The organism is Actinomadura sp. NPDC049753 (assembly GCF_040674655.1).
Taxonomy (GTDB): Bacteria; Actinomycetota; Actinomycetes; order Streptosporangiales; family Streptosporangiaceae; genus Spirillospora; species Spirillospora verrucosospora.
Window position 1 is genome coordinate 1 of record NZ_JBFARL010000047.1, and the last position, 22,074, is coordinate 22,074.

A 22,074-nucleotide genomic window follows, 5' to 3' on the forward strand; every position below is an offset into this window, starting at 1 on the left:
GGCGGGGGGGGGGGGGGGGCCGGGGGGGGCGGGGGGGCCCGGTCGGGCCCCCCCCCGCCCCGCGACGGCGCGAGGCGCGGTCGCTGGACCGCGCCGGTGGTCAGGCGGCCGGGACGCCGGTGGCCGGCTGCGCGGACCGCACCTCGGCCTGGTTGGGCTTGGCCGCCAGGCCCGGAAGGTCGGTGGTCGCGGCGCGCAGGCGGGCGATGCCCTCGGCGCCGAGGTCGCCCAGCATGATGTCGTAGGCCAGGTCGCGCACCGTGTCGACGCCGACGGCCGAGTGGAGCATGGCGCCGATGGTCTCGGTGAGCACCCGCTCGTAGGCCTCGAACTTCACCGTCTCGACCACCGCCGGGTTCCACTCCAGCTGGTCGCCGGCGGTGACGTGCAGCTGCAGGCCGCCGGTCACCGGGTCCACCTGGTCCAGGTCGATCTCGGCGGCGACGCGGCCGCGGGCCGCCGGAGTCCCGTCGTCGGTGAACAGCAGCGCCGGGACCGAGAAGGTCACCTGCTCGGCGGGCTTGCGCGGCCGGACGGCGTTGCCGCGCGGCACCGCGGGGACGTCGACGTGGTCCAGCTGCGACAGCATCCGGAACGTCGCCAGGCCGAGGATGCTGTTGATGGCCAGCGCGGTCGCCCGGGTCACCGTCTCCGTCTCGCCGGGCTTGCGGGTGAGGTAGCCGCTGAAGCCGTAGGCGATGATGCGGTCACGGACGGGGGAGCGGAGGAAGATGCGCAGCCGGACCCCCGCGACGGGGAGCTCGAACTCGGCGTCGCCGTCGCCGATCTCGGACCGGACGAAGCCGCCCTCGGACGCGGTGAGCTTGCCGACCAGGGCCAGCGTCCCCTCGTTGCCGTTGCGGGCGAGGCTCAGGACGTAGAGGTCGCCGTCCAGCTCGGTGATCACTTCGTCGCCGAGGACGACGGCGAGGGCCCGCGCCGTCTCGTTCAGGCCGTGCAAGGTCCTGCGGGGCATGCGCAGCCGCAGCTGGTTCTGCGACGTCACCCGCCCGCCGACGGTGTTCTCGACGTGCTCGACCTCCCGCTCGGCCTGCTTGCCGGTGTAGTTGCGCAGGCTGAACGCCAGGACCTCGTTGTCCGTGCGCACCCCGCAGGTCGCCTTCAGGGCCTTCTTGGCGCTGAGGGGATACGGGGCGTCCTGCCGGACGTATTTGGTCGCGTCCACGAACACGGGGACGTCGTCGTCGAAGAGGCGCCGGACGTAGAATTCTTCCTTGGTTTGCGCTGGCACTCTGCACCCTTCTCCGTGTCCTGCCACCGGCCGCGGACGGCCGGCGGTAACCTCGGCACCCGGCCGGTTCCGGCCAGGTGCGGCACCGGCCGCACCGCCCGGTGTCCACTCTTCAGTCATAACCGTTTCGGGGCAGGTCGGATCGGCAAGTACCAGAGGGCCGGACGGCGCCGCCGACGAACCGGTTGACAAATAAAGCATGCGGCTCGCCCTGTCGCGTGGACAGTCATGCGTGACACACGGGGGCGGCACACTACAAAGGAGACCAGATGCACCAGTTGACCGATTACGTGCTGGCCGTTCGCACCACCGGTTCACCTCCGGCGATCGAAGGGGTCAAGTCGGTCGACCTGGTTCCGGGCGACGACCAGGACGTGATCGCCGCGACCATCGCCGGTCTGCGGGCGAGCGGGCTGACCGCGGCCGACTTCCGGTCGCGCGTGATCTACCTCGCGCCCGAGGACCCGAGCTGCCTGGTGCCGTACGCGGCACTGTGCGGCTTCGCCGGCCGTCGCGTCGACGCCTACGCCGGCGGCACCGTCCTGGAGTTCTCGCGGCTGGACCCGCAGGGAGAGGCCTTCCCCGACGCGGGCCGGCCCCCCGGGTACCTGGAATGGGGCCAGGTCGGCGGCGAGGAGGGGCCCGTCCCCACCGTGCAGGTCGGCTCCGGCGCCCAGCGGCTCGTCACCCCGGAGGCCGCCACCGTGATCCGGTACGCGGCGCGGCTGCGCATGGTCCCGCCGCCCTCGGCCCGGGACGCGCTCGCCACGTTCGTGCTCGTCGCGGCGCTGCGGCGGCGGGCCGACGACCGGTTCCCCTACCTGTCGACCGGGAACGAGCCCGCCCCCGTCACCAAGGACGACCCGACCCAGGGCATCGACCTGGAGAAGCTGCGGCGCGAGGCGGCCAAGTACCGCCAGGAGCTGCGGGCCGGGCGCCGCGGCGCCGACATGGTGCCGCCCGTCCCCGTCTCGCCGCACAACAAGCGGATCGCCGAGGCCAAGTCGGTGGACGTCCGGACGGTGCTGACGCGCCTCGGCTCGTCCTCCGACGACGGGAACCTGTGGCACTGCCCGCGCCCGAACAGGCACAGCAACGGCGACCGGAACCCCTCGATGAAGGTCTACGGGGACAACCGCACCAGGTGCCACCGCTGCGACGCCGAGAAGGTCGGTCCGATCCGGCTGGTCATCGACGTCCTCGGGGTCACTCCGGACGAGGCCGCCAGTTTCATCCTGGACTCCGACCGCGTCGTGGACATGCGTCCAGCCTGAGCCGTCCCTGGCGGCCGGGGCCGCCGGGCAGGGGGAACCGATGGCCGATTCGCAGGGCCGCGCGGACGTGGTGCTGCTGACCGTGGATGGAGTGCAGGTGGGCCACGTTCACCGCAGTGTCCTCGATCGGGTCGCCGAGATCGCGGGTCGGCTGGGCTGCCGCGACGCCGTCGCGCTGGCCTGCCCGCCGGTCACGTTCGACTCCTCGCGCGTCCCCAGGCTGCGGCGCGACCTGGAGCAGGTCATCGCCTACGCCGAGGCGGCGCGGCAGACCGGCTGGGTTTTAGGCGACCTGGCCGTCGCCCCCGGTGATCAGGCGGTGCCGGTGATGGACACCGCGCAGGGCAGGATCTGGGCCCACCCCGTCCGCGGCTTCGAGCTGCACGGAGAGGCCGGGGTGTGCCGGGTCACCGAACTGGCCGAGATGCCGGGGACCCCGCAGCGCACCCCGCTGGCCCGTCTCATCGCGCCGCTGGCCGACGCCGCGGCGCGGGCGCGGGTGCTGGAGATAGGCGACGGCAAGCACGAGCGCGCCGTGCGCCTGGGCTGACAGGCGAAGGGGGGGCGGGGCGGGCGGGGGGGGGGGGGGGTGGTGGCCTACACTCGGGGGGGGGGGTGTTTCTTCCGGCTCACGGCGCCCCGCGCGGCCGCGGCGACCGGCGGGGTCCGCGCGCTGGTGCGCGAGCCCCGGCGTGCCCGGCCGGGCGCGACACCGGACCGGGCGGGGATGGTGCTCGCGCCGCTCACCCTCGGCGGCCTGGTCTGGACGGTCATCGCCGCGGGCCACGGCCACCGGGACGGCGCCGCCGCCACCGCCGTGTTCACGCTGGCCGCCGGGACCGCGTTCGTATTGGCCGAGCGGCGCGCGGCCGCGCCGATGGTCCCGGGCGGGCTGCTGCGGGCCCCGGCATTCCTCGGCGCCGGCGGCATCGCGCTCATCATGAACCTGGTCACCAACGGGGTGCTGTTCGTGGCGACGCTGCGGCTCCAGCAGGCCGGGCACCGCTCCGCGCTGGTCGCCGGGGCGATGCTGCTGCCGATGGCCGTGCCGCTGGCGGTGCTGGCCCCGGTGAGCGGGCGCCTCACCGCCCGGTTCGGACCGCGGGTGCCGCTCGCCGCGGGCACCGCCGTGGCCGCGGCCGGATCCCTGTCGCTGCTCGGCGCCGGTCCCGGCGGCGGCTACGCGGCGCTGCTCCCGGCGCTGCTCGGCATCGGGATCGGGGACGGCCTGATCGTCACCGCGGTGGTCGCCGCCGCGATGCGCGCCGTCCCCCCGGCGCACGCCGGGCTGGCCGGCGGGTTCAACAACACCGCCCGGCAGGTCGGTACGGCGCTCGGCGTCGCCGTCTACGGGGCGGTCGCCGGTCCGGCGCTCCACCCGGAGTCCGCCGCCGGCCTGCACGCGCTGGCCTGGGCGAGTGTGGCGCTGTGGCTGTCCGCGCTGGCCCTCGTCCGCGTCGTCCCTGCCCGCCGGCGGACCGAAAACCGGTTGGCAGGACCGGCGGTCCGGCCCTAGAACGGTCGCATGCTGCACAAGTACCCCCGGACCCGGCACATCGCGGGCTCCCGGCTCCAACCGGGCGACCACGACCTGGCCGCCGTGCCGTTCCGGGCGATCGCCGGGCGGTACCTGGTGGTGGAGGAGAAGCTCGACGGAGCCAACGCCGGCATCAGCTTCTCCTCCGGCGGCGAGCTGCGGCTGCAGAGCCGCGGCCACTTCCTGACGGGCGGGCCGCGCGAGCGCCAGTTCGGGCCGCTGAAGGCGTGGGCGGCGTCGGTCCAGCACGTCCTCCGCGAGCGCTTGCAGGACCGGTACGTCCTGTACGGGGAATGGCTGTACGCCAAGCACACGGTCTTCTACGACGCGCTCCCCCACTACTTCTGCGAGTTCGACGTCCTCGACCAGACCGACGGGACGTTCCTGTCGACCGAGCGGCGCCGCGAGCTGCTCGCCGGGACGCCGGTGGTGTCGGTGCCCGTCCTGCACGAGGGCCCGCTGCCGGACGTGGCCGCGCTGACGAGACTGGCCGGCCCCTCCACCTGCCGCACCCCGCAGTGGCGGGACGCGCTGCGCGCGGCGGCCGAGGCCGGCGGCGCCGACCCCGCCCGCGTCGTCGAGGAGACCGACGCCTCCGAGGAGATGGAGGGCCTCTACATCAAGGTAGAGGAGGGCGGGAAGACGGTCGACCGCTACAAGTGGGTCCGGCCGAGCTTCCTGACCGCGATCCTCGATTCGGGCACCCACTGGCAGGAGCGGCCGATCGTCGCCAACGGCCTGGCCGACCCGGAGGTGCTGTATGCAGGTGTTTGAGGAGCTGTGCCCGGTACCGCCGCACTGGACCGTCCCGTGGGAGCGGATCCGGGACGCCTTCGGCTGGGTGCGCGACATGGCGGGCGTCCCCCAGGACGCCGTCTACCACGGGGAAGGCGACGTCGAGACCCACACCCGGATGGCGTGCGAAGCGCTGGCGGCGCTGCCCCAGTGGCGCGCCCGCCCGCCGCGGGAGCGGGTCCGCCTGTTCACCGCCGTGCTGATGCACGACATCGCCAAGCCGTACTGCACCGCCCTGGACGACGACGGGCGCATCACCGCGCGGGGCCACTCGCGCCGCGGCGACCTGATGGTGCGGCGCATCCTGTGGGAACTGGGCGCGCCGGTCGCCTGGCGCGAGCACGTGGCGGCGCTGATCCGCCACCACCAGGTGCCGTTCTGGGCCCTGGAGCGCCCCGACCTGCGGCAGATCGCGTTCCGCGTCAGCCTGCTGGCCCGCAACGACGACCTGGTCCTGCTGGCGTCCGCCGACATCCTCGGCCGGATCTGCCCCGACACCGAGGAGCTCCTGGAGAACGTCGCCCTGTACGGGGAGTACTGCGCCGAGCAGGACTGCCTGGACCGGCCGCGCGCGTTCCCCTCCGACCACGCGCGGTTCTGGTTCTTCCGCAAGCCCGACCGCGACCCGGGCTACGCCGCCTACGACGACACGCGCTGCACCGTGACCGTCCTGTCGGGGCTCCCGGGCGTCGGCAAGGACCACTGGATCGCCGCGCACCGACCGGACGTGCCCGTGGTCAGCCTCGACCGGCTCCGCGCCGAGATGGGCGTCGACCCGGCCGGCGACCAGCGCGCCGTGGCGGCCGCCGCCCATGAGCAGGCCCGCGACCACCTGCGCGCCGGGCGGTCGTTCGTGTGGAACGCCACCAACGTGTCCCGCCAGCAGCGCGAGCTGTGCACCGGCCTCGTCGCCGGGTACCGGGGCCGGGTCGAGGTCGTCGCGCTGGAGGCGCCGCCGCGGGTCCTGCGGGACCGCAACCGGGCGCGCCCCTCGCCCGTCCCGGACGCGGTGATCGACCGGCTCGTGCGCCGGTGGGAGACCCCGGACCCGACCGAGGCGCACCGGGTCGACTGGCTCAGCACGGCCTGAGCCGCCCGGCCCGGCCGGCCGCGCCCGGTCACCGCGCGTCCGGCTACCGCCACGTTTAGCCCATGCGCACGGGGAACGCCCTTTTCCAGGTTTCGAAACATGGAGGGGGCCTGGAGGCATGAGCATCGTGCGGCAGCAACACGGCGGCGACGGCCAGGCCGGGACGACGGGCGTGCACCGGCAGGACGTCGGGCGCGCACCGGAGTTCCGGGCCGAGCACCACGAGGCGGGCACGGGCGAGCTGGTCCGGCAGGCCGCCCAGCAGGTCTCGGACCTGATGCGGGCCGAGATGCGTCTGGCCGTCGCCGAGCTGAAGGACAAGGGCCGCCACGCCGGCACCGGCGCCGGCCTGTTCGGCGGTGCCGGGCTGGTGGCGCTCTACGGAGTGGGGGTTCTGCTCGCGGCGGTGGTGGCCGCGATCGCGGTGGCGCTGCCGGTGTGGGCGGCCGCCCTGATCGTCGGCGCGGTGCTGCTGGCGGTGGCGGGCGTGCTGGCGCTGATGGGCCGGGCGCAGACCAGGCGGGCCACCCCGGCCAAGCCCGAGCAGGCCATGGACGAGGCCAAGCTGGCCGTGGCCGAACTGAAGGAGAGGGCGACGCACCGATGACGATGCAGGGCAAGCACGGCGCCGAGGCGGGCACCGAGGAACTGCGTCAGGAGGTCGACCGGGCCCGGCACGAGCTCGGTGAGACGGTGGAGCAGCTCGCGGCCAAGGCCGACGTGAAGGCCATGGCCCGGGAGAAGGTCGGCCAGGCCCGCGAGAGGGCGCGCGACACGGCGGCGTCCGCGTGGGAGGCCGCGAGTTCGGAGGAGGGCAAGGCGAGGGCGCGCCAGGGCGGTGTCGTCATCGCGTCGGCCGGGGCGGTCGCGCTCGGCGCGGTCTGGCTGCGCCGCCGCACGTCGCGGACCAGGCCCCGGCTGCGGCTGGGACACGGCCGCAAGGCGCCGGTGCAGGTGCGGATGCGCACCGGCCAGAAGCGCGCCGTCACGATACGCCGCACCGGCCGGTGAGGACACACACATGAGCAAACGGCCCGAAGCGCCCACCGACCTGCCGGCACGGTCGTGGTGGCAGACGCTCAAGCGCACCCTCGGCGAGTTCCAGAAGGACAACCTCTCCGACCTGGCCGCCGCGCTCACCTACTACTCCGTCTTGTCGATCTTCCCGGCGATCCTGGTGGTGGTGTCGGTGGTGGGCCTGGCCGGCCAGTCGGCCACCGACAGCCTGGTCCAGAACGTCGGGAGCCTGGCGCCGGGCGCCGTCCGGGACCTGCTCGTCAGCTCGATCAGGCAGCTCCAGGGCGGCGCCGGAGGAGCGGGCGTCGTCGCGGTGCTGAGCCTCGCGGCCGCCGTGTGGTCGGCGTCGGGCTACGTCGGGGCGTTCATGCGCGCCTCCAACGCCGTCTACGACGTCCCCGAGGGCCGGCCGTTCTGGAAGACGGTGCCGCTGCGCATCGGGGTCACGCTGCTGACGCTGGTGCTGCTGTCGGCGTCGGTGATCGCGGTGGTGGTGTCCGGGCCGCTGGCGCAGAAGGCCGGCGACATGCTCGGGGTCGGCTCCCAGGCGATCACCATCTGGAGCATCGCCAAGTGGCCGATCCTGGTGATCGTGGTCGGCTTCCTGTTCTCGCTGCTGTACTGGGCCTCCCCCAACGCCAAGCGCGGTTTCCGCTGGGTCACGCCGGGCAGCGCGGTGGCGATCCTTCTGTGGCTGGTGGCCTCCGGGCTGTTCGCGGTGTACGTGGCGAACTTCGCCTCCTACAACAAGACCTACGGCAGCCTCGCCGCGATCATCATCTTCCTGGTGTGGCTGTGGATCACGAACCTGGCGATCCTGCTGGGCGCCGAGCTGGACGCCGAACTCGAACGCAGCCGCGCGATCGCCGGCGGGCAGCCCCCCAAGGAGGAGCCCTACGTGGAGTTCCGCGACACCCGCGCGTTCGACGAGGAGGAGCGCCGCGAGAACGGCGTCGAGGACGGCGCCCAGGACGGTGCTCAGGACCAGCACGGGGCGCACCGGCTGTAGGCGCGGGACGGCGGGACGGGCCCGCGTTACCGGGGAATTACGGGTCGCACAAGACCGAATCCCCTGAATAGGATCATCGCATGCTCCGTCCCGCCTACCCGATCGAGACAGAGCGGCTGACCCTGCGGCCGTTCCGCGAGACCGACCTGGAGGGCCTGTACGCCTACCAGTCCCTGCCCGAGGTCGCGCGCTTCCTGTACTGGGAACCCCGCTCCCTGGAGGAGTCGCGGTCGTTCCTGAAGCAGAAGATGAGCGCCTCCACCGTGGAGAAGGAGGGCGCCTGGCTGGTCCTGGCGGTGGAGTGGCGCGAGACCGGCGAGCTGATCGGCGAGGTCAACCTCCAGTGGCGCAGCCGCGAGCACCGGCAGGGCGAGATCGGCTACATCTTCAACCCCGCCTACCACGGCAAGGGGTTCGCCACCGAGGCCGCCGAGGTGGTGCTGCGGCTCGGCTTCGAGGGGCTCGACCTGCACCGCGTCTGCGGGCGGCTGGACGGCCGCAACGCCGCGTCCGCCCGCGTTCTGGAGCGCCTCGGGATGCGCCGCGAGGCGCACCTGGTGCAGAACGAGATCGTCAAGGGCGAGTGGAGCGACGAGGTCGTCTACGCGATGCTCCGCCACGAGTGGGACGCCCGCGCCGGCAGGTCCTGACCGTCCCCGCCGGGGCCGCGGTCACCGCCCGGCCTGCTCCCGCAGCGACCGGGCCAGGTCGCGGACGTGGCCGCGCAGCTCCTCGGGCCGCCGGATGACGAACGGGAAGCCCACCCCCGCCAGCATGCGCGCCATCCCGTCCAGGCGTTCGGCGCGCGTGGTCATCACCACTCCCCCGGCGTCCTCGGTCAGCGTCGCCGTCGTGGCGGGGATCCGGCGCCGCGCCTCGCCGAGGGTGGTCTCCAGCAGCACCTCGACCTCGTGGGCATAGGGCACGCGCGCCAGTGACCGCGTGACGTGCTGGACCGGGTCGAGGTCCTCGGGGGGCTCGAAGCGGGCGGTGCCGGGCTCGGCGGCGGCGACGCGGTCGACGCGGAACGTGCGGATCTCCCCGCTGCGGTGGTCGTGGCCCGTGACGTACCAGCGTCCGGAGTGGAAGACCAGGCCGTAGGGGTCCAGGTCGCGCTCGGTCTCGGCGCCCTGCCAGGACCGGTAGCGCATCCGGACGCGGCGCTTCTCCCGCGCCGCCGCCGCGAGGGTCAGGACGGCGCCGGTGTCGGGCGCGGCGGAGTCCCGGGCGGCGAGGGTGAACCCGAGCGTGTCCCGCAGCGCCTGGACGCGGTCGCGCAGGGCCGCGGGCAGGACGCGCTGCACCTTGGCGAGCGCGCTCTCGGTGGCCTGCCCGGGCAGTCCCACCCGCCGCCCGGCCAGCAGCCCCAGCACCACGGCGGTGGCCTCGTCGTCGGTGAGCATGAGCGGCGGCAGCTTGTAGCCGGGCATGAGCCGGTAGCCGCCGTACCGGCCGCGCTCGGCGACGACCGGGACGCCGAGATCCTCCAGGCGGGCGGCGTAGCGGCGGACGGTCCGCTCGTCCACGCCGAGCCGCCGCGCCAGTTCCGTCCCGCTCATGCGGGGGTTGGCCTGCAGCAGCTCCAGCATGGCCAGGACGCGGGTCGTCGGATGGGACGGCGCGGGATGCGGCACGGGTCACTCGCTTAATCCGGGCGGATCTTGTCCGGTATCGACCCTAGCGTGGGAGCACATCCACCGAGAGGACGGCTGAACATGGCAGCTGGCAAGGCGACGTTCGTACTGGTCCCGGGGCACTGGCTCGGCGCCTGGGCATGGGACGAGGTGGCGGCGGACCTGCGGGCCGCGGGCCACGAGGTGCGCGCGGTGACGCCGGCCGGGCAGGCCGAGCGGGCGGCCGAAGCCGCGCCCGGGACCGACGTCCGCGGGCAGGTCGACGACCTGGTGCGGCTCATCGAGGACGACGACCTGACCGGAGTCGTGCTCGTCGCGCACAGCGGCGCGAACATGGCGGTCACCGGTGCCGCCGACCGGATCCCCGAGCGCATCGCCCGGATCGTCTACGTCGACACCGGCCCCATGCCGTCCGGCCTGGCCGGCATCGACTTCCACGACCCCGCCTCGCGCGCGGAACTGGAGAAGGCCGTCGCCGAGCGCGGCGACGGCTGGAAGCTCCCGGTGCCGGCGTTCGACCCGGACCAGGATCCGGCCAACCTCGCGGGCCTGACCGCCGAGCACCTGGCCGCGATGCGCGAGCGCGGGACGCCCCAGCCGTTCGGCACCGTGACGGAGGCGCTCACCCGCCCCGACCCGGTGCCGGCCATGCCCCGCACGCTCATCGCCTCCACGATCCCGCTGGCCGCGGTCAAGCAGATGGGCGAGAGCGGCCACCCGGTCTTCTCGATGATGACCGGGCCCGGCTGGACCTACCACGAGCTGCCGACCGGGCACTGGCCGATGTTCTCCCGGCCCGGCGATCTGGCCGCGCTGCTGGCCGGGGCCGCCGCCGACGGGGCCTGAATCACTCACTTCTCCACAGCCGCGCCGAGAAATCTTGTAACCCGTCCGCGTAGATCATTTCGGCTGGGGCGAGGACACTCTGCGGAAGTCGCGCGGCCGCGGGGGTCGGGCCTGATCCGCGAGGTGAGCCTTGCACACGACACCGACCGTCCGCCGCCGACCGCACCGGGTGGCCTGGCGGCGCTCGCTGGCCTCCGGGGCGATCACGGTCGTCCTGGCGGCCGGCCTCGGCGCGGTCGGCACCGGTCCCGCCCAGGCGCTCGCGGGGCCGGTCCGGGCGGACGACGGGGCCCGCATCACCGCGGAGAAGAAGATCGCCTCCCACGAGGTCGACATCGCCATCGACTCCCCCGCCCTGGGCAAGGCGGTCAAGACCCGCATCCTGCTGCCGAAGAACTGGACGCGGAACTCGACGGCGACGTGGCCGGTGCTGTACGCCTACCACGGCGGCCAGGACGACTACACCTCCTGGACGCGCAACACCGACATCGAGGCGTGGGCGGCCAAGTACAACGTCATCGTCGTCATGCCGGAGGGCGACAACGGCTCCTACACCGACTGGTACAACTACGGCAAGGGCGGGACGCCCAAGTGGGAGACCTTCCACACCGCCGAGGTGCGCCAGCTGATGGAGCGCAACTACCACGCGGGCGCGCTGCGCGCGGTGATCGGCAACTCCTCGGGCGGCGCCGGCGCGATGTCCTACGCGGCCCGGCACCCGGGGATGTTCAAGTACGCGGCGTCGCTGAGCGGGATCCTGTCGATGCGCTCGATCGGGATGCCGGCGCTGCTGATGTTCACCAACGCGGGCAACGGCCAGGACCCGTTCGCGATCTGGGGCGTCCCGTGGTCCGACGACGCCAACTGGGCGGCGCACGACCCGTACTCGCTGGCGCCCAAGCTGCGCGGCACGGGCCTGTTCTTCTCCGCGGGCACGACCGGGCGCCCCGGCCCCGGCGACCCCGACGTGGCGCCGTGGGACATCGGCCTGCTCAGCGAGATCGCGGTCGGCGCGAACAACCGGGACTTCCAGAAGCGCCTGGACCAGCTGAACATCCCCTACACCGCCCACATCTACGGCGACGGCCGGCACAACTGGCCGGCGTGGGTGCGTGAGGCGAGCGCGGTGTGGCCGACGCTGATGAAGTCGATCGGCGCGCGCAAGGTGTGACGCGGGCGCCCCTTGGAACGAACCCGGCCCGGTTCCGGTGCGGCTGCGGCTGCCGCCTCGGGACCGGGCCGCCGCGCGTGCGGCCCGGTCCGGCGGGTCAGTAGCCCAGGCCGTGCCCGAACGGGTACAGGACGGTGCCCGGCTCGTCGCTGGCTGGGATGGCGACGGGCAGCCGCCCGCGCGGGTCCAGCTCGCCGAACAGGACCTTGGCGGCCGACCGGAGCGCCTCGGCGGTGTAGGAGTAGGTCGCCAGGTAGGTGGTCGCCTCGGGGAACCAGGCGATGTCGTAGGGGTCGCGGACGGCGACGACGACGACCGGTCTGCCGGTGGCGACGAGCGCCTTGACGAGGTTCGTCTGCCCGGGCCCGTTGTGGCCGGTCTCCTGCTTGACGTCCCAGGCGCGGTTGGTGACGGCGACGACCAGGTCCTGGTCCCGGGCGGCGGCCACGGCCTCGTCGATCTGGGCCTGGCCGGGGCTGATGCCGGTCTGCCGGATGGTGGTGACGGCGCCGCGGCGGGCGATCTCGGTGCCGAGGGAGGCGGTGGTGGACACGCCCCATCCGGTGACCAGGACCTTGCGTCCGCCGGGGCGCAGGGGCAGGATCCCGGCGCCGTTCTTGACCAGGGTGGTGGTGCGGTCGGCGGCGCGCTGCGCGGCGGCCAGGTGCTCGGAGGTCCCGACGACCTTGTCGATCTTCGACTCGTCGGCGTAGGGGTCGCGGAACAGGCCGCGCCGCTGCTTGAGCTCCAGCACCCGGTAGACCGACTCGTCGATGCGCTTCTCGGTCAGCTCGCCGGACTTGACGGCGTTGACGACGGCGGCGAGCTGGCGGGGGAACACGCCGTTGCCCTGCGCGTCGGCGGGCGGCTTCAACAGGACGTCCACGCCGGCCTTCAGGGCCAGGACGGGGATGTTCTCGTCGCCGTACTTGTTGCGGACGCCCTGCATGTCGAGGGCGTCGGTCACGACGACGCCGCGGTAGTGGAGGCGGTCGCGCAGGATGCCGGTGAGGATGGGCCGCGAGAGGGTGGCGGGGTCGCCGGAGGGGTCCAGCGACGGCACCACGATGTGCGCGGTCATGATGGAGTCGACGCGCTGCTTGATCGCGGCGCGGAACGGGGGCAGGTCGAGCCGCTCCCATTCGGCGCGCGTGTGGTCGATGTGCGGGACGCCGGTGTGGCTGTCGGTGGTGGTGTCGCCGTGCCCGGGGAAGTGCTTGACGGTCGGGGTGACTCCCCCGGCCCGGTAGCCGCCGATCTGCGCGGTCACCATGTCCGACACCAGGGCGGGGTCGGAGCCGAAGGACCGGACGCCGATGACGGGGTTGGCCGGGTTGACGTTGACGTCGGCGTCGGGCGCGTAGTCCTGGTTGACGCCGATGGCGCGCAGTTCGCTTCCGGTGATGCGGGCGAGCGCGCGGGCGTCGCCGGTGCTGCGCCCGGCTGCCAGGGCCATGCTGCCGGGCGACTGCGTCGCGGGGGGCTGGACGCGCGCGACGATGCCGCCCTCCTGGTCGATGGCGATCGTGGCGGGGACGCGCAGGGGCTGCGCCGCCGCGGCGCGCTGGATGCCGTTGGAGAACGCGGCGAGCTGCTTCGGGTCGGTGACGTTGTCGCCGTAGTAGATGAAGCCGCCGGGGTGGTAGCGGGCGACGACCTGCGCGGCGTTGTCGACGCCGTACAGCCTGCGGTTGGCGGCGACGTCGGCCGGTTCGGTCGTGGTGGCGCTCTTGCCGTAGACCTGCAGGACGAACAGCTGCGCGGCCTTGTCCTCCAGCGACATCGACCGCAGGATCCGCAGCAGCCGCGGATCCTTGCCGGCGTGCGGCGCGGCCTGCGCGGCGGACGCGTCCACGCCGCCGAGGCCGGTCACCGCGACGGCTCCGGCCGCGAGGCCGGCGAGCCACCGGCGGCGGCGCGTGCGGGGACGGTACATGACGGCTCCCTCCCGCCCCCGAGCTGGCTGATGATCAAGGTTCCTCCCGGCACGGTAACCGCGGCGGGCGGCTCCCGTCCACGGCAATGCTCGACGATCCGCCCAGGACGCGTCCCCGATCCGGTAAAGCGTCAGCGCCGCAGCCACCGCCACCAGCGGCCGGGGGGCGCGTCCGGCCTGGTCAGGGGATGCTCCTCCACCTCGTAGCGGCGCACGTACGCGCCGGCGAACGCCTGGAGGCTGGCGCCGAGCGGGATCGCCAGCAGCACCCCGATGGGCCCGGCGACGGCGGCGCCGGCCAGGATGAGCCCGAACGCCACCGCCGGGTGCATGTCGAGGGTCCGGGCGGTGATGCGCGGCTGCAGCAGGTAGTTCTCGAACTGCTGGTAGGCGATGATGAACAGCAGGAGCCACAGGGCCGTGCTGGGCGACGTGGTCAGGGCGATGAGAACCGGCACGGCGCCGGCCAGGTAGGTGCCGACGGCGGGGATGAACTGCGACACCACGCCCACCCACAGCGCCAGGGCCGCCGCGTAGGGGACGCCCAGCCCGGCCATGGCGGCGTAGTGGGCGATGCCGGAGATGAGGGCGAGCAGCCCCCGGGAGTAGATGTAGCCGCCGGTCTTGTCGACGGCGATCTCCCAGGCGCGCAGGACCTCGCGCTGGCGTCGCGGCGGCAGCAGGGAGCACACCGTCCGGCGGAACCGGGGGCCCTCGGCGGACAGGTAGAAGGTGAACAGCAGGACGCCGAGGGTGTTGAAGAGGACGCCGAACGCGGTCGTGCCGAAGCCCCACACGTTCGCGGCGAGGTCCGACAGGTGCCGCGACAGGGCTTGGGTGACGGTGGGGAGCCGCTGGAAGACGGTGCGCTGCGACAGGTGGGTTCCGAAGGTGGAGTTCACCCATCCGACGAACCGGCGGACGTAGTCGGGGAATCCGCTGATCAGGTGGTTGGCCTGGGCTGCCAGCAGCGATCCGATGCCGCCGAGGAACCCGGCCAGCAGCAGCCCCACGACCGCGAACATCGCCGCGGTGGCCAGGCCGCGGCGCCATCCGCGCGCGGCGAGCCAGTTCACCGCCGGCTCGATCGCGAAGGCCAGGAACAGCGAGATCAGCAGGAGCAGCAGCAGCTCGCGCAGCCGCTCCAGCAGCCACAGGCCCGCCAGGAACGCCAGCACGCTCCCGCCGGCGAGCGCGAACGCCCTGGGCAGCCACGGCGGCATCTGGTGCGACCGCTGCGCGCCGGGCTCGGCGTCGTGCTCGGCGGTGGGGTCGCCGGGAGGGACGGCGCCGGGTCCGTGGGCGGGCGTGGCGCCGGGCGGCTCGCCGGGCGTCTGCGGCATTCCTGCACGTTAACGGCGTCCGGGTGGGCATTCCGGGCGTCCCGCACCGCGGCATGGGCAAGCTTTGCCGGGATTTCAGCCCGCCGCGCCGAGACCCCGCCTCGCTCTGCAGGCGCGGCCGTCATTTTTCGGTGACCGCTGTCAGTTCGGCGAGCAGTTCGCTGGCCTGGACGGCGTCGAGGGCGCCGGTCACGTGGACGCCGATCGTGACGATCTGGTCGGGGTCCCGGTGACCGATCGCGACCGCGGGTTCGAAGCCGAGCCAGGCGGTGGTGCCGCCGGGCAGCGTGCGCGACATCCCGCCGACGATGCCCGCGTCGGCGGGCATGTCGTGCTCCCAGCCGTCGTGCTCCAGGCGCAGCAGCCGCCCGAGCGGGACCTCGGCGCCGTCGAAGCGGGCCAGGCGCCCGGTCCGGCGTTCGTCCTCGGTGAGGGCGTGCAGGGGGCGGTCCAGCTGCGGGAACGGCTGGGCGATCTCGTAGTCGGCGAACACCTGCGCCCAGGCGGCCAGGTCCCGCGCGGCCAGGTCGAGGCGGTGCGCGACGCGGACCCGGGCGGCGCCGTCCAGGACGAGGGCGTCGTCGGCGGAGTCGGCGAGCGTTCCGTCCTCGGCGACCCGGAAGGCCGTGCCGTCGCCGGTGAGCCACACCAGCCGCCGGACGATGTGGCGGAGCAGCGGGTGGTCGGCCAGGAGCCGCTGGAAGTCGGGCGGGGGCCAGGAGCGCCGCTGGACCATGGCGGTCTCCAGCCTGCGCACCTGCCCGGCCGCCACGGCGCGCACGTCCTTGCGCAGCGCCGCGAACCGCTTGTAGGCGGCGGGCGCCAGGTCGGGGTCGTCCTTGGCGCCCGGTCTGGGCAGGGTCTTGCGCGGTCTGCCCGTGTCGTCCAGGACGTAGGGCCGGAGCTGCTCGTCGAAGCCGACGGTGAAGCGGCGGGGCCCGTAGTCCAGGACGAGGGTGCCGGCGGAGTCGAGCCCGAGGTCGGGCACGAGGCGGTCGGCGAGTTCGTCCTGGGTGAGCCCGAGCCCGTCGGCGATCTGGTCGATCTTCTGGCGGGCGCGTTCCTTGAGGGTCGTGAACCGCAGTTTCTGGGAGATGCCGTGCAGGTGCATGAGGGCGACGTCGGTGCCGATCTCGGCGAGGACGTCCAGGCCCGCGGCGGCGTTCTTGTGGCGGCTCCGGCCGGGCCACTCCCGGATCAGCGGGGTGAGGCGGCGGGCGGCCTCGTCGCCCCCGAGCAGGCCGAGCTGGGTGAGGGCCCAGCCGTCCCCGGCCGGGTGCCCGGCCGCCTCCCACCGTTCGAACACCGCCCAGGAGAAGGCGGCGAGCGACTCGGGGTCGCAGGCGCTCCGCACCTCGGCGAGGTCGGGGCGCCCGCCGCCGGGGACCTCCAGCGCGAGCGTGAGCAGCAGCGCGCGTGTCGCGGCGGCCGGAAGCGCCCGGTCGCGCCGGACGGTCAGGATCTGCGGCAGCAGCGCCGGGTCGGCCCAGCCGCCGATCGTCGGGCGGCGCGGCGGGACGAGGTCGAGCGGGTCGGCGGTCATCAGGTCGGCGATCGCGGCGGCGGCGCGGTCGCCGTGGACGCGGGCGGCCTCGACGACCGCGTCCGCGCCTTCGTTCCCGGCGATGTGCAGGAGCGCGAGCCGGGCCGCGCGGCGCTTTCGCCCGGCCGGGCCCAGCGCCGCGGGGACGAGCTGCGGGGCGGCGGCGATCCTGTGGCGGGCGAACCAGGCGTGCGCGATGGGCCGCGCCGACTTCAGCCGCAGCGCCCAGTCCGCCATGAGCGCGGCGATCGCCGGGGTGAGGAACGGCAGCAGAACCTCGCCGTCGGAGGCGGGCGCGTCCGCGGCGGCCTTGATCAGCAGCGGGACGGCGTCCAGTTCGTAGCGGGCCGCGATCTGCTTCTTGCGCCAGGTGAGGGGCGGGTCGCCGGCGGCCCACTCGGCGAAGAGGGGCCGCACCAGTTCCTCTGGGCCCTCGGTGAGCAGCTCCAGCGTCTGCCAGCAGGCCAGCCGCCCCGCCTTGTGGTCGAAAATCCTGGCGGCCCACTCGTGCTGGTTCCGCCACTGACCGGACGCGGACCACGACTCGCGTTCGCCGCGCGCCCAGCGGACGGCGTCGATGTCGGGCGGCACCAGACCGTCGATCTCCACGGTGCGGCCTTCGCGGGGGCGGCGGTTCCAGGGCGGGTCGGCCAGGCACGCGGGCAGCTCCCGCGCCGGCGCGTCGGGGACGCGCGCCCGGCGCGCTTCGCCCTCGTCCAGCTCGGGGTGGGTGAGCAGGTACTCCTCCAGCAGTGCGGCGGCGATCTCGGCGGCCTTGCCGGTGCCCGCCGCCGCGCCGCTCAGCAGCCGCGCCGCCCGCGCTGGGAACCGTTGTGCCGCCGCGGCCAGCGCGGGCCTGACGCGGTCCTGGTCGGCGCGCTCAACCAGGGCCTGGAACGCCTCGTCGGTGGGCAGGACCGCCAGCGCCTCGGTGGTGTTCCTGCGAACTTTCGCGTTGGCCGCGGTGTCGTAGGCGTGCGCCAGCAGCGGCGCGAGGGCCGCGCCCACACCGTCCACGGCGGTGGTCACCAGTTCGGCGTTCGCCGCCTGCCACCCCAGGACGCCCAAGCGGGCCAGCTGAGCTGGGGAAGCGACGGAGCACCACATCATCCAGGAGTACATGTGGCCCGGCAGGACGCCGAATTCGGCGAGAGACTCCTCGACCCAGTCTTGGCGGGTGGGCGCGAGGTAGGCGGTGACGGAGCGGAGCAGGACGTTGTCGCGGCACTCCCCCATGCGCGCGACGGCCCGCTCGTACTCGGCGTCATCCGCGGCTGCGAGAACGGCCCGCATCCGGACCAGCGCACCGCGCATCCCCCACCAGTAGCCGTGCTGCTCTTGCGGATCCCGCAGCCGGATCCACGCCTCGGTCCGCTCACCGTTCTCGATCCACCGCCACGTGGGCTCGGCCTTGCTGAGGCCTGTGACGGCGGCGGCGGCGAACGCGGCCCCGCGCTCGGCGCACCACGCGTCCACGAGCCAGGCGTGGGGATTCTCCTGCCAGGGTTCCTTGCGGACGGCGATCTGCCCGGCGACCGCGGCGCCGAGCGGGTCGTCGCGGCCGCTCAGGTACCGCCGGGCCGCCGCGACGAGTGCGGGCTCGCTCTGCGGGGTGCGGAGCACGTCATCGATATCGGCCGACTGCGCGCGGATCTTCTCGGCGAGCGCGTCGCCGGCCGCCGGGTCGAGCTTGAGCGCGGTGCCGGGCGTGCCGCCCCGCCGCGGATGCAGCCTGCGCCGCCACGCCGCCGGAATGACCAACGTGTCCTCGTCCATGGCGCCTCACCGTAGGACCCGGCTCCGACAGGCCGCCGCTCCGACGCCGATCAGGGGGCGAAGGCGCGGAGGGCGGCGTCGACGAGCGCGTCGGCGTACTCGGGGGTGAGCGGCCCCGACCGGTGCAGCCAGCGCTGGGTGAGCGGGGCGTACAGCACCTCCAGCACCAGGTCGAGGTCGGCGTCCGCGCGCAGCTGGCCCGCCCGCTGGGCGCTGCGCAGCCGTTCCTTCTTGGCCTGGTCGAGGGGGTCGGCCAGCTTCTCGCGGTACAGGGCGGCCAGCTCGGGGTCGTCGATGATCTGCGTGTTCAGCGCGCGGAGAGGCGCCTCGAACCGCGGGTCGGCGAACTCGGCGACCGTCGCGCGCATGACGGTCTTCAGATCGGCCTCGATGTCGCCGGTGTCGGGCAGCCGGACGCCCTCCTCCCCCTCGCTCAGCGCGAGGAACCCCTCGAAGATCACCGCGCCCTTGGACGGCCACCAGCGGTAGATGGTCTGCTTGCCGACGCCCGCCCGCGCGGCGATGGCCTCGATCGTCACCTTGGGGTACCCGACTTCGGAGACCAGTTCGCGCGCGGCGGCCAGGACGGCCTGCCGGGACCGCTCGCTGCGCCGTGCGGGATCGGGTGTTCTGGTGCTGGACACGGCCGGGAGTATACCCCAAACGAGACGAGACGGTCCGTCTTGACTAGGAGGCGGACTGCCCCCATACTCGCTAAAGCGAGACGAACCGTCTCGTCTCTTATGATCGAGGAGGGGTGCATGACGACCGCCCGCGCATGGTTCATCACCGGTGCGTCGAGAGGCTTGGGCCGAGCCTTCACCGAGGCGGCGCTCGCCGCCGGGGACCGCGTCGTGGCAGCCGCGCGCGACCTCTCCCCGCTCGACGGCCTGGCCGCCCGCCATCCCGACCGCCTCGTCCTGCTGCCGCTGGACGTCCGCGACCGCGCCGCCGTGCGGACGGTGGTGGACCGGGCGGCGGCGACGTTCGGGCGGCTGGACGTCGTGGTGAACAACGCCGGCGCCATGCTGTTCGGCATGGTGGAGGAGGCCACCGAGGAACAGATCCGCGACCAGTTCGACGTCAACTTCTTCGGCGCGGTCTGGGTGGCCCAGGCCGTGGTGCCGCACCTGCGCAGGCAGGGATCCGGCCACATCCTGCAGGTCACCACGATGGGGACGGGCGGCGGGGTCGCGTCCGCCGGGTTCTACGCGGGGAGCAAGAGCGCGCTCGACTCGCTGAGCCAGGCCCTGGCGATGGAGGTGGCGCCCTTCGGGATCAAGGTGACGATCGTGCAGCCCGGCGGGTACGGCACGGAGCTGTTCACGCGGGGCACCACGGTCACCCGGCCGCTCCCGGAGTACGAGCCGCTGCGCGTCCGGCTGGCCGAGATGTGGGGCGAGGACGCCGGCCCCGACCCGAGCACCGCGGCTCCCGTGGTCATGGAGCTCGCCGGCCTGGACGAGCCGCCGCTGCGGCTGATCGTCGGCTCCGCCTCCTACGACATGGTCCAGCAGATGGACCGGCAACGCGCCGAGGAGTACCGGGCCTGGGAGCACCTCAGCCGCAAGGCCCCGGGCTGACCCGAATCCCCCGCCCGCACCGACCAGAAGGAGGTGGCGCTCTGCGCGCCCCTGCCCAACTCACGCTCGACCAGATCACCAAACGCTACGGGACCCGCGCCGTCCTGGACCGGGCCTCGCTCACCGTCAAGCCCGGCGAGCGGCTCGGTGTGATCGGCGACAACGGGTCCGGCAAGTCCACGCTGCTCAAGCTCATGGCGGGCGTCGAGCGTCCGGACGGCGGCGAGGTCGTGGCCGTCGCTCCCGGCGGGGTCGGCTACCTGCCGCAGTCGCTCGCGCTTCCGCCGGAGGCCACCGTCGCCGACGCCGTCGACCTGGCACTGGCCGACCTGCGCGACCTCGAAGCCCGGATGCGCGCCGCCGAACGCTCGCTCGGCGCGCCAGGCGCGCCCGAGCGGGCCGCCCTGGACGCCTACGCGGGACTGGTGGCGGAGTTCGAGGCGCGGGGCGGCTACGAGGCCGACGTCCGCGTGGAACTCGCGCTGCACGGGCTCGGGCTGCCCGGACTCGACCGGAGCCGCCCGCTGGGCTCGCTCTCCGGCGGCGAGCGCTCCAGGCTCGCCCTCGCCGCCACGCTGGCGTCCTCCCCCGAGCTGCTGCTGCTCGACGAGCCGACCAACGACCTGGACGACCAGGCCACGGCCTGGCTCGAACGGCGCCTGCGCGCCCACCGGGGCACGGTCGTGGCGATCACGCACGACCGCATGTTCCTGGAGCGGGTGACCACCGCCGTCGTGGAGGTGGACGGAGGGCAGGCGCGCCGCTACGGCGACGGGTACGCCGGCTTCCTCGCCGCCAAGGCCGCCGAACGCGCCGCGCAGGCGCGGGCCCACGAGGAATGGAGGACGGAACTGGACCGGCATGCCGCACTGGTGACCGCCAACGCGGGCCGGCTCGCCGCGATCCCGCGCAGGACGGCCAAGGCCGGCATGGGCACCGGCGCCTGGCGGGCGCGCTCGCGCACCCACGGCGCCGCCGGACGCATCCGGCAGTCCCGGCAGCGGCTGCGGTGGCTCGCCGACCACCCCGCGGCGCCGCCGCCCGAGCCGCTGCGCTTCACCGCCGTCCCCGCCGCCCCGAGCGCGGCCGGGGACGAGGTGGTCGCGCTCGACGGCGTGGTGGTGCCGGGACGGCTCCGCCTGGAGTCCCTGACCGTCCGCGCCGGTGAGCGGCTTCTCGTCACCGGCCCGAACGGAGCGGGCAAGACCACCCTGATGCGGGTCATCGCCGGAGAACTGCGCCCGGACGCGGGCGAGGTGCGCAGGAACGGACGGGTCGGGTTCCTCCGGCAGGACGGACCCGTCGGCGCAGGGCACCGGACCGTGCTGCAGGCCTACGCGCACGGACGTCCGGGCACTCCCGACGAGCACGCGGACGCCCTGCTCGCCCTGGGCCTGTTCCGGCCGTCGGACCTGGGCCTTCGCCTCAGGGAGCTGTCCCATGGGCAGCGGCGCCGGGTCGAGCTGGCGCGGCTGGTGAGCGAGCCCCGGGACCTCCTGCTGCTCGACGAGCCGACCAACCACCTGTCGCCCATGCTCACGGAGCAGATGGAGGAGGCGCTGGCCACCTACCAGGGCGCGCTCGTGGTGGTCACGCACGACCGGCGCCTGCGCGCCGCGTTCACCGGCGCCCGCCTCGAACTGGCCGAAGGGCGCCCGGCCTCACCGGTCCGCTAGGCCCTGCCGGACGATCGTGAGCAGACGGCGGACCTGGGCGGGGTCGGAGCAGGAGGTGGCGATGGCGTGGGCCAGCGTCAGCACCTCGGTCACGGCGAGGTCCCCGCGGACCGCGCCCTCCCGCTGCGCCCGCGTCAGGAGCGTCTCCGCGGCTGAGGTCAGGGCGGCGTGCCACCGCGCGAACAGCTCGGTGCGCCGCGCGTCGTCGCCGCCCGCGCCGGCGAAGGCCGGGGCCCGCCCGGTCGCGACCTGGACGGCGAAGGCCTCCAGCCAGGCGTGGAGCGCCTCCCCGGCGTCGGCCTCGGCCGACAGGGCGGCCCCCCGTTCGCACAGGGCGGCGACCTCGTCGGCGTAGACGGCGGCGAGCAGGTCGTCGCGGGTCGGGAAGTGCCGGTAGAGGGTCGCGTTGCCGACGCCCGCACGCTTGGCGATCTCGTCCAGGGGCGCGCCGGGGCCCCGCTCGTCGAACAGCTCCCTGGCGGCCTCGGCGAGCAGCCGCGCGTTGCGCTCGGCGTCGGCGCGGCGCGCCCGGCCGGGGGCGGCGGTCATCGCGGCTCCCTGGTTGTCGAACGGGGACTTCCCCGGTTAGCCT

The 22,074-nt window shown here is 74.2% G+C and carries 20 protein-coding genes; 13 read left to right on the plus strand and 7 right to left on the minus strand.

Features of this window, described 5'->3' with window-relative positions; translation table 11 throughout:
- Positions 1–100: 100 nt before the first annotated feature.
- Complete coding sequence (locus tag AB0K37_RS15090) at positions 101–1,252, minus strand: hypothetical protein (protein WP_363980373.1); 1,152 nt, start codon at positions 1,250–1,252, stop codon at positions 101–103.
- 269 nt (positions 1,253–1,521) lie between these two features.
- Between AB0K37_RS15090 and AB0K37_RS15095 the strand changes: the two genes are divergently transcribed.
- The 9 genes from AB0K37_RS15095 to AB0K37_RS15135 all read left to right on the plus strand — a co-directional run bounded on the left by AB0K37_RS15095 (position 1,522) and on the right by AB0K37_RS15135 (position 8,624).
- On the plus strand, positions 1,522–2,526 hold the full coding sequence (locus AB0K37_RS15095; protein WP_363980376.1) for a hypothetical protein: 1,005 nt from the start codon (positions 1,522–1,524) through the stop codon (positions 2,524–2,526).
- 40 nt (positions 2,527–2,566) lie between these two features.
- Positions 2,567–3,076 carry a hypothetical protein gene (locus AB0K37_RS15100; RefSeq protein WP_363980379.1) on the plus strand — a complete coding sequence of 170 codons (510 nt, stop codon included), beginning with the start codon at positions 2,567–2,569 and terminating at the stop codon, positions 3,074–3,076.
- Between the two features lie 42 nt (positions 3,077–3,118).
- Complete coding sequence (locus tag AB0K37_RS15105) at positions 3,119–4,042, plus strand: MFS transporter (RefSeq protein ID WP_363980381.1); 924 nt, start codon at positions 3,119–3,121, stop codon at positions 4,040–4,042.
- Positions 4,043–4,051: 9 nt separating this feature from the next.
- On the plus strand, positions 4,052–4,837 hold the full coding sequence (locus tag AB0K37_RS15110; protein ID WP_363980384.1) for an RNA ligase family protein: 786 nt from the start codon (positions 4,052–4,054) through the stop codon (positions 4,835–4,837).
- Positions 4,824–5,948: an AAA family ATPase gene (locus AB0K37_RS15115; RefSeq protein WP_363980386.1), complete on the plus strand. Its 1,125-nt coding sequence runs from the start codon at positions 4,824–4,826 to the stop codon at positions 5,946–5,948. Before AB0K37_RS15110 ends, AB0K37_RS15115 begins: the two co-directional genes overlap by 14 nt.
- A 118-nt stretch (positions 5,949–6,066) precedes the next feature.
- The gene (locus AB0K37_RS15120; RefSeq protein ID WP_363980389.1) at positions 6,067–6,555 is read left to right on the plus strand and encodes a phage holin family protein; all 489 of its coding nucleotides are present in this window, start codon (positions 6,067–6,069) and stop codon (positions 6,553–6,555) included.
- The gene (locus tag AB0K37_RS15125; RefSeq protein ID WP_363980392.1) at positions 6,552–6,959 is read left to right on the plus strand and encodes a DUF3618 domain-containing protein; all 408 of its coding nucleotides are present in this window, start codon (positions 6,552–6,554) and stop codon (positions 6,957–6,959) included. Before AB0K37_RS15120 ends, AB0K37_RS15125 begins: the two co-directional genes overlap by 4 nt.
- A 10-nt stretch (positions 6,960–6,969) precedes the next feature.
- On the plus strand, positions 6,970–7,974 hold the full coding sequence (locus AB0K37_RS15130) for a YihY/virulence factor BrkB family protein (protein ID WP_363980395.1): 1,005 nt from the start codon (positions 6,970–6,972) through the stop codon (positions 7,972–7,974).
- Between the two features lie 80 nt (positions 7,975–8,054).
- A complete protein-coding gene (locus AB0K37_RS15135) occupies positions 8,055–8,624 on the plus strand; it encodes a GNAT family N-acetyltransferase (protein ID WP_363980398.1) in 570 nt (189 codons plus the stop codon).
- Between the two features lie 21 nt (positions 8,625–8,645).
- Here AB0K37_RS15135 and AB0K37_RS15140 read toward each other — a convergent pair whose 3' ends face one another.
- Entirely contained in the window at positions 8,646–9,608 is a 963-nt protein-coding gene (locus AB0K37_RS15140) for a YafY family protein (protein ID WP_363980401.1), read from the minus strand.
- Positions 9,609–9,689: 81 nt separating this feature from the next.
- On the opposite strand from AB0K37_RS15140, the gene AB0K37_RS15145 reads away from it, so the two are divergent.
- Together AB0K37_RS15145 and AB0K37_RS15150 are read left to right on the plus strand one after the other, a co-directional pair.
- On the plus strand, positions 9,690–10,454 hold the full coding sequence (locus tag AB0K37_RS15145; protein WP_363980404.1) for an alpha/beta fold hydrolase: 765 nt from the start codon (positions 9,690–9,692) through the stop codon (positions 10,452–10,454).
- Positions 10,455–10,584: 130 nt separating this feature from the next.
- Complete coding sequence (locus AB0K37_RS15150) at positions 10,585–11,625, plus strand: alpha/beta hydrolase-fold protein (protein ID WP_363980407.1); 1,041 nt, start codon at positions 10,585–10,587, stop codon at positions 11,623–11,625.
- A gap of 97 nt (positions 11,626–11,722) precedes the next feature.
- Here AB0K37_RS15150 and AB0K37_RS15155 read toward each other — a convergent pair whose 3' ends face one another.
- From AB0K37_RS15155 to AB0K37_RS15170, 4 genes are all read right to left on the minus strand, one after another.
- Positions 11,723–13,561, minus strand: coding sequence for a glycoside hydrolase family 3 protein (locus tag AB0K37_RS15155; protein WP_363980410.1), 1,839 nt, complete (start codon positions 13,559–13,561; stop codon positions 11,723–11,725).
- 131 nt (positions 13,562–13,692) lie between these two features.
- Positions 13,693–14,904, minus strand: coding sequence for an AI-2E family transporter (locus AB0K37_RS15160; RefSeq protein ID WP_363980413.1), 1,212 nt, complete (start codon positions 14,902–14,904; stop codon positions 13,693–13,695).
- 121 nt (positions 14,905–15,025) lie between these two features.
- Entirely contained in the window at positions 15,026–18,223 is a 3,198-nt protein-coding gene (locus AB0K37_RS15165) for a DUF4132 domain-containing protein (RefSeq protein ID WP_363980416.1), read from the minus strand.
- 50 nt (positions 18,224–18,273) lie between these two features.
- Positions 18,274–18,867, minus strand: a complete 594-nt coding sequence (locus AB0K37_RS15170; RefSeq protein WP_363980419.1) for a TetR/AcrR family transcriptional regulator — start codon at positions 18,865–18,867, stop codon at positions 18,274–18,276.
- Positions 18,868–18,984: 117 nt separating this feature from the next.
- On the opposite strand from AB0K37_RS15170, the gene AB0K37_RS15175 reads away from it, so the two are divergent.
- Entirely contained in the window at positions 18,985–19,806 is an 822-nt protein-coding gene (locus AB0K37_RS15175) for an SDR family NAD(P)-dependent oxidoreductase (protein ID WP_363980422.1), read from the plus strand.
- Between the two features lie 41 nt (positions 19,807–19,847).
- Entirely contained in the window at positions 19,848–21,482 is a 1,635-nt protein-coding gene (gene abc-f, locus AB0K37_RS15180) for a ribosomal protection-like ABC-F family protein (protein WP_363980496.1), read from the plus strand.
- Here the strand turns inward: abc-f and AB0K37_RS15185 are convergent.
- Positions 21,468–22,031 carry a helix-turn-helix domain-containing protein gene (locus AB0K37_RS15185; protein ID WP_363980425.1) on the minus strand — a complete coding sequence of 188 codons (564 nt, stop codon included), beginning with the start codon at positions 22,029–22,031 and terminating at the stop codon, positions 21,468–21,470. The genes abc-f and AB0K37_RS15185 overlap by 15 nt on opposite strands.
- Between the last annotated feature and the right edge of the window lie 43 nt (positions 22,032–22,074).

Coding starts and splice junctions, on each gene's coding strand:
- AB0K37_RS15095 (WP_363980376.1), top strand. CDS start 1,522: ATGCACCAGTTGACCGATTACGTGCTGGCCGTTCGCACCACCGGTTCA.
- AB0K37_RS15100 (WP_363980379.1), top strand. CDS start 2,567: ATGGCCGATTCGCAGGGCCGCGCGGACGTGGTGCTGCTGACCGTGGAT.
- AB0K37_RS15110 (WP_363980384.1), top strand. CDS start 4,052: ATGCTGCACAAGTACCCCCGGACCCGGCACATCGCGGGCTCCCGGCTC.
- AB0K37_RS15115 (WP_363980386.1), top strand. CDS start 4,824: ATGCAGGTGTTTGAGGAGCTGTGCCCGGTACCGCCGCACTGGACCGTC.
- AB0K37_RS15120 (WP_363980389.1), top strand. CDS start 6,067: ATGAGCATCGTGCGGCAGCAACACGGCGGCGACGGCCAGGCCGGGACG.
- AB0K37_RS15125 (WP_363980392.1), top strand. CDS start 6,552: ATGACGATGCAGGGCAAGCACGGCGCCGAGGCGGGCACCGAGGAACTG.
- AB0K37_RS15130 (WP_363980395.1), top strand. CDS start 6,970: ATGAGCAAACGGCCCGAAGCGCCCACCGACCTGCCGGCACGGTCGTGG.
- AB0K37_RS15135 (WP_363980398.1), top strand. CDS start 8,055: ATGCTCCGTCCCGCCTACCCGATCGAGACAGAGCGGCTGACCCTGCGG.
- AB0K37_RS15145 (WP_363980404.1), top strand. CDS start 9,690: ATGGCAGCTGGCAAGGCGACGTTCGTACTGGTCCCGGGGCACTGGCTC.
- AB0K37_RS15155 (WP_363980410.1), bottom strand. CDS start 13,561: ATGTACCGTCCCCGCACGCGCCGCCGCCGGTGGCTCGCCGGCCTCGCG.
- AB0K37_RS15160 (WP_363980413.1), bottom strand. CDS start 14,904: ATGCCGCAGACGCCCGGCGAGCCGCCCGGCGCCACGCCCGCCCACGGA.
- AB0K37_RS15165 (WP_363980416.1), bottom strand. CDS start 18,223: ATGGACGAGGACACGTTGGTCATTCCGGCGGCGTGGCGGCGCAGGCTG.
- AB0K37_RS15175 (WP_363980422.1), top strand. CDS start 18,985: ATGACGACCGCCCGCGCATGGTTCATCACCGGTGCGTCGAGAGGCTTG.
- AB0K37_RS15185 (WP_363980425.1), bottom strand. CDS start 22,031: ATGACCGCCGCCCCCGGCCGGGCGCGCCGCGCCGACGCCGAGCGCAAC.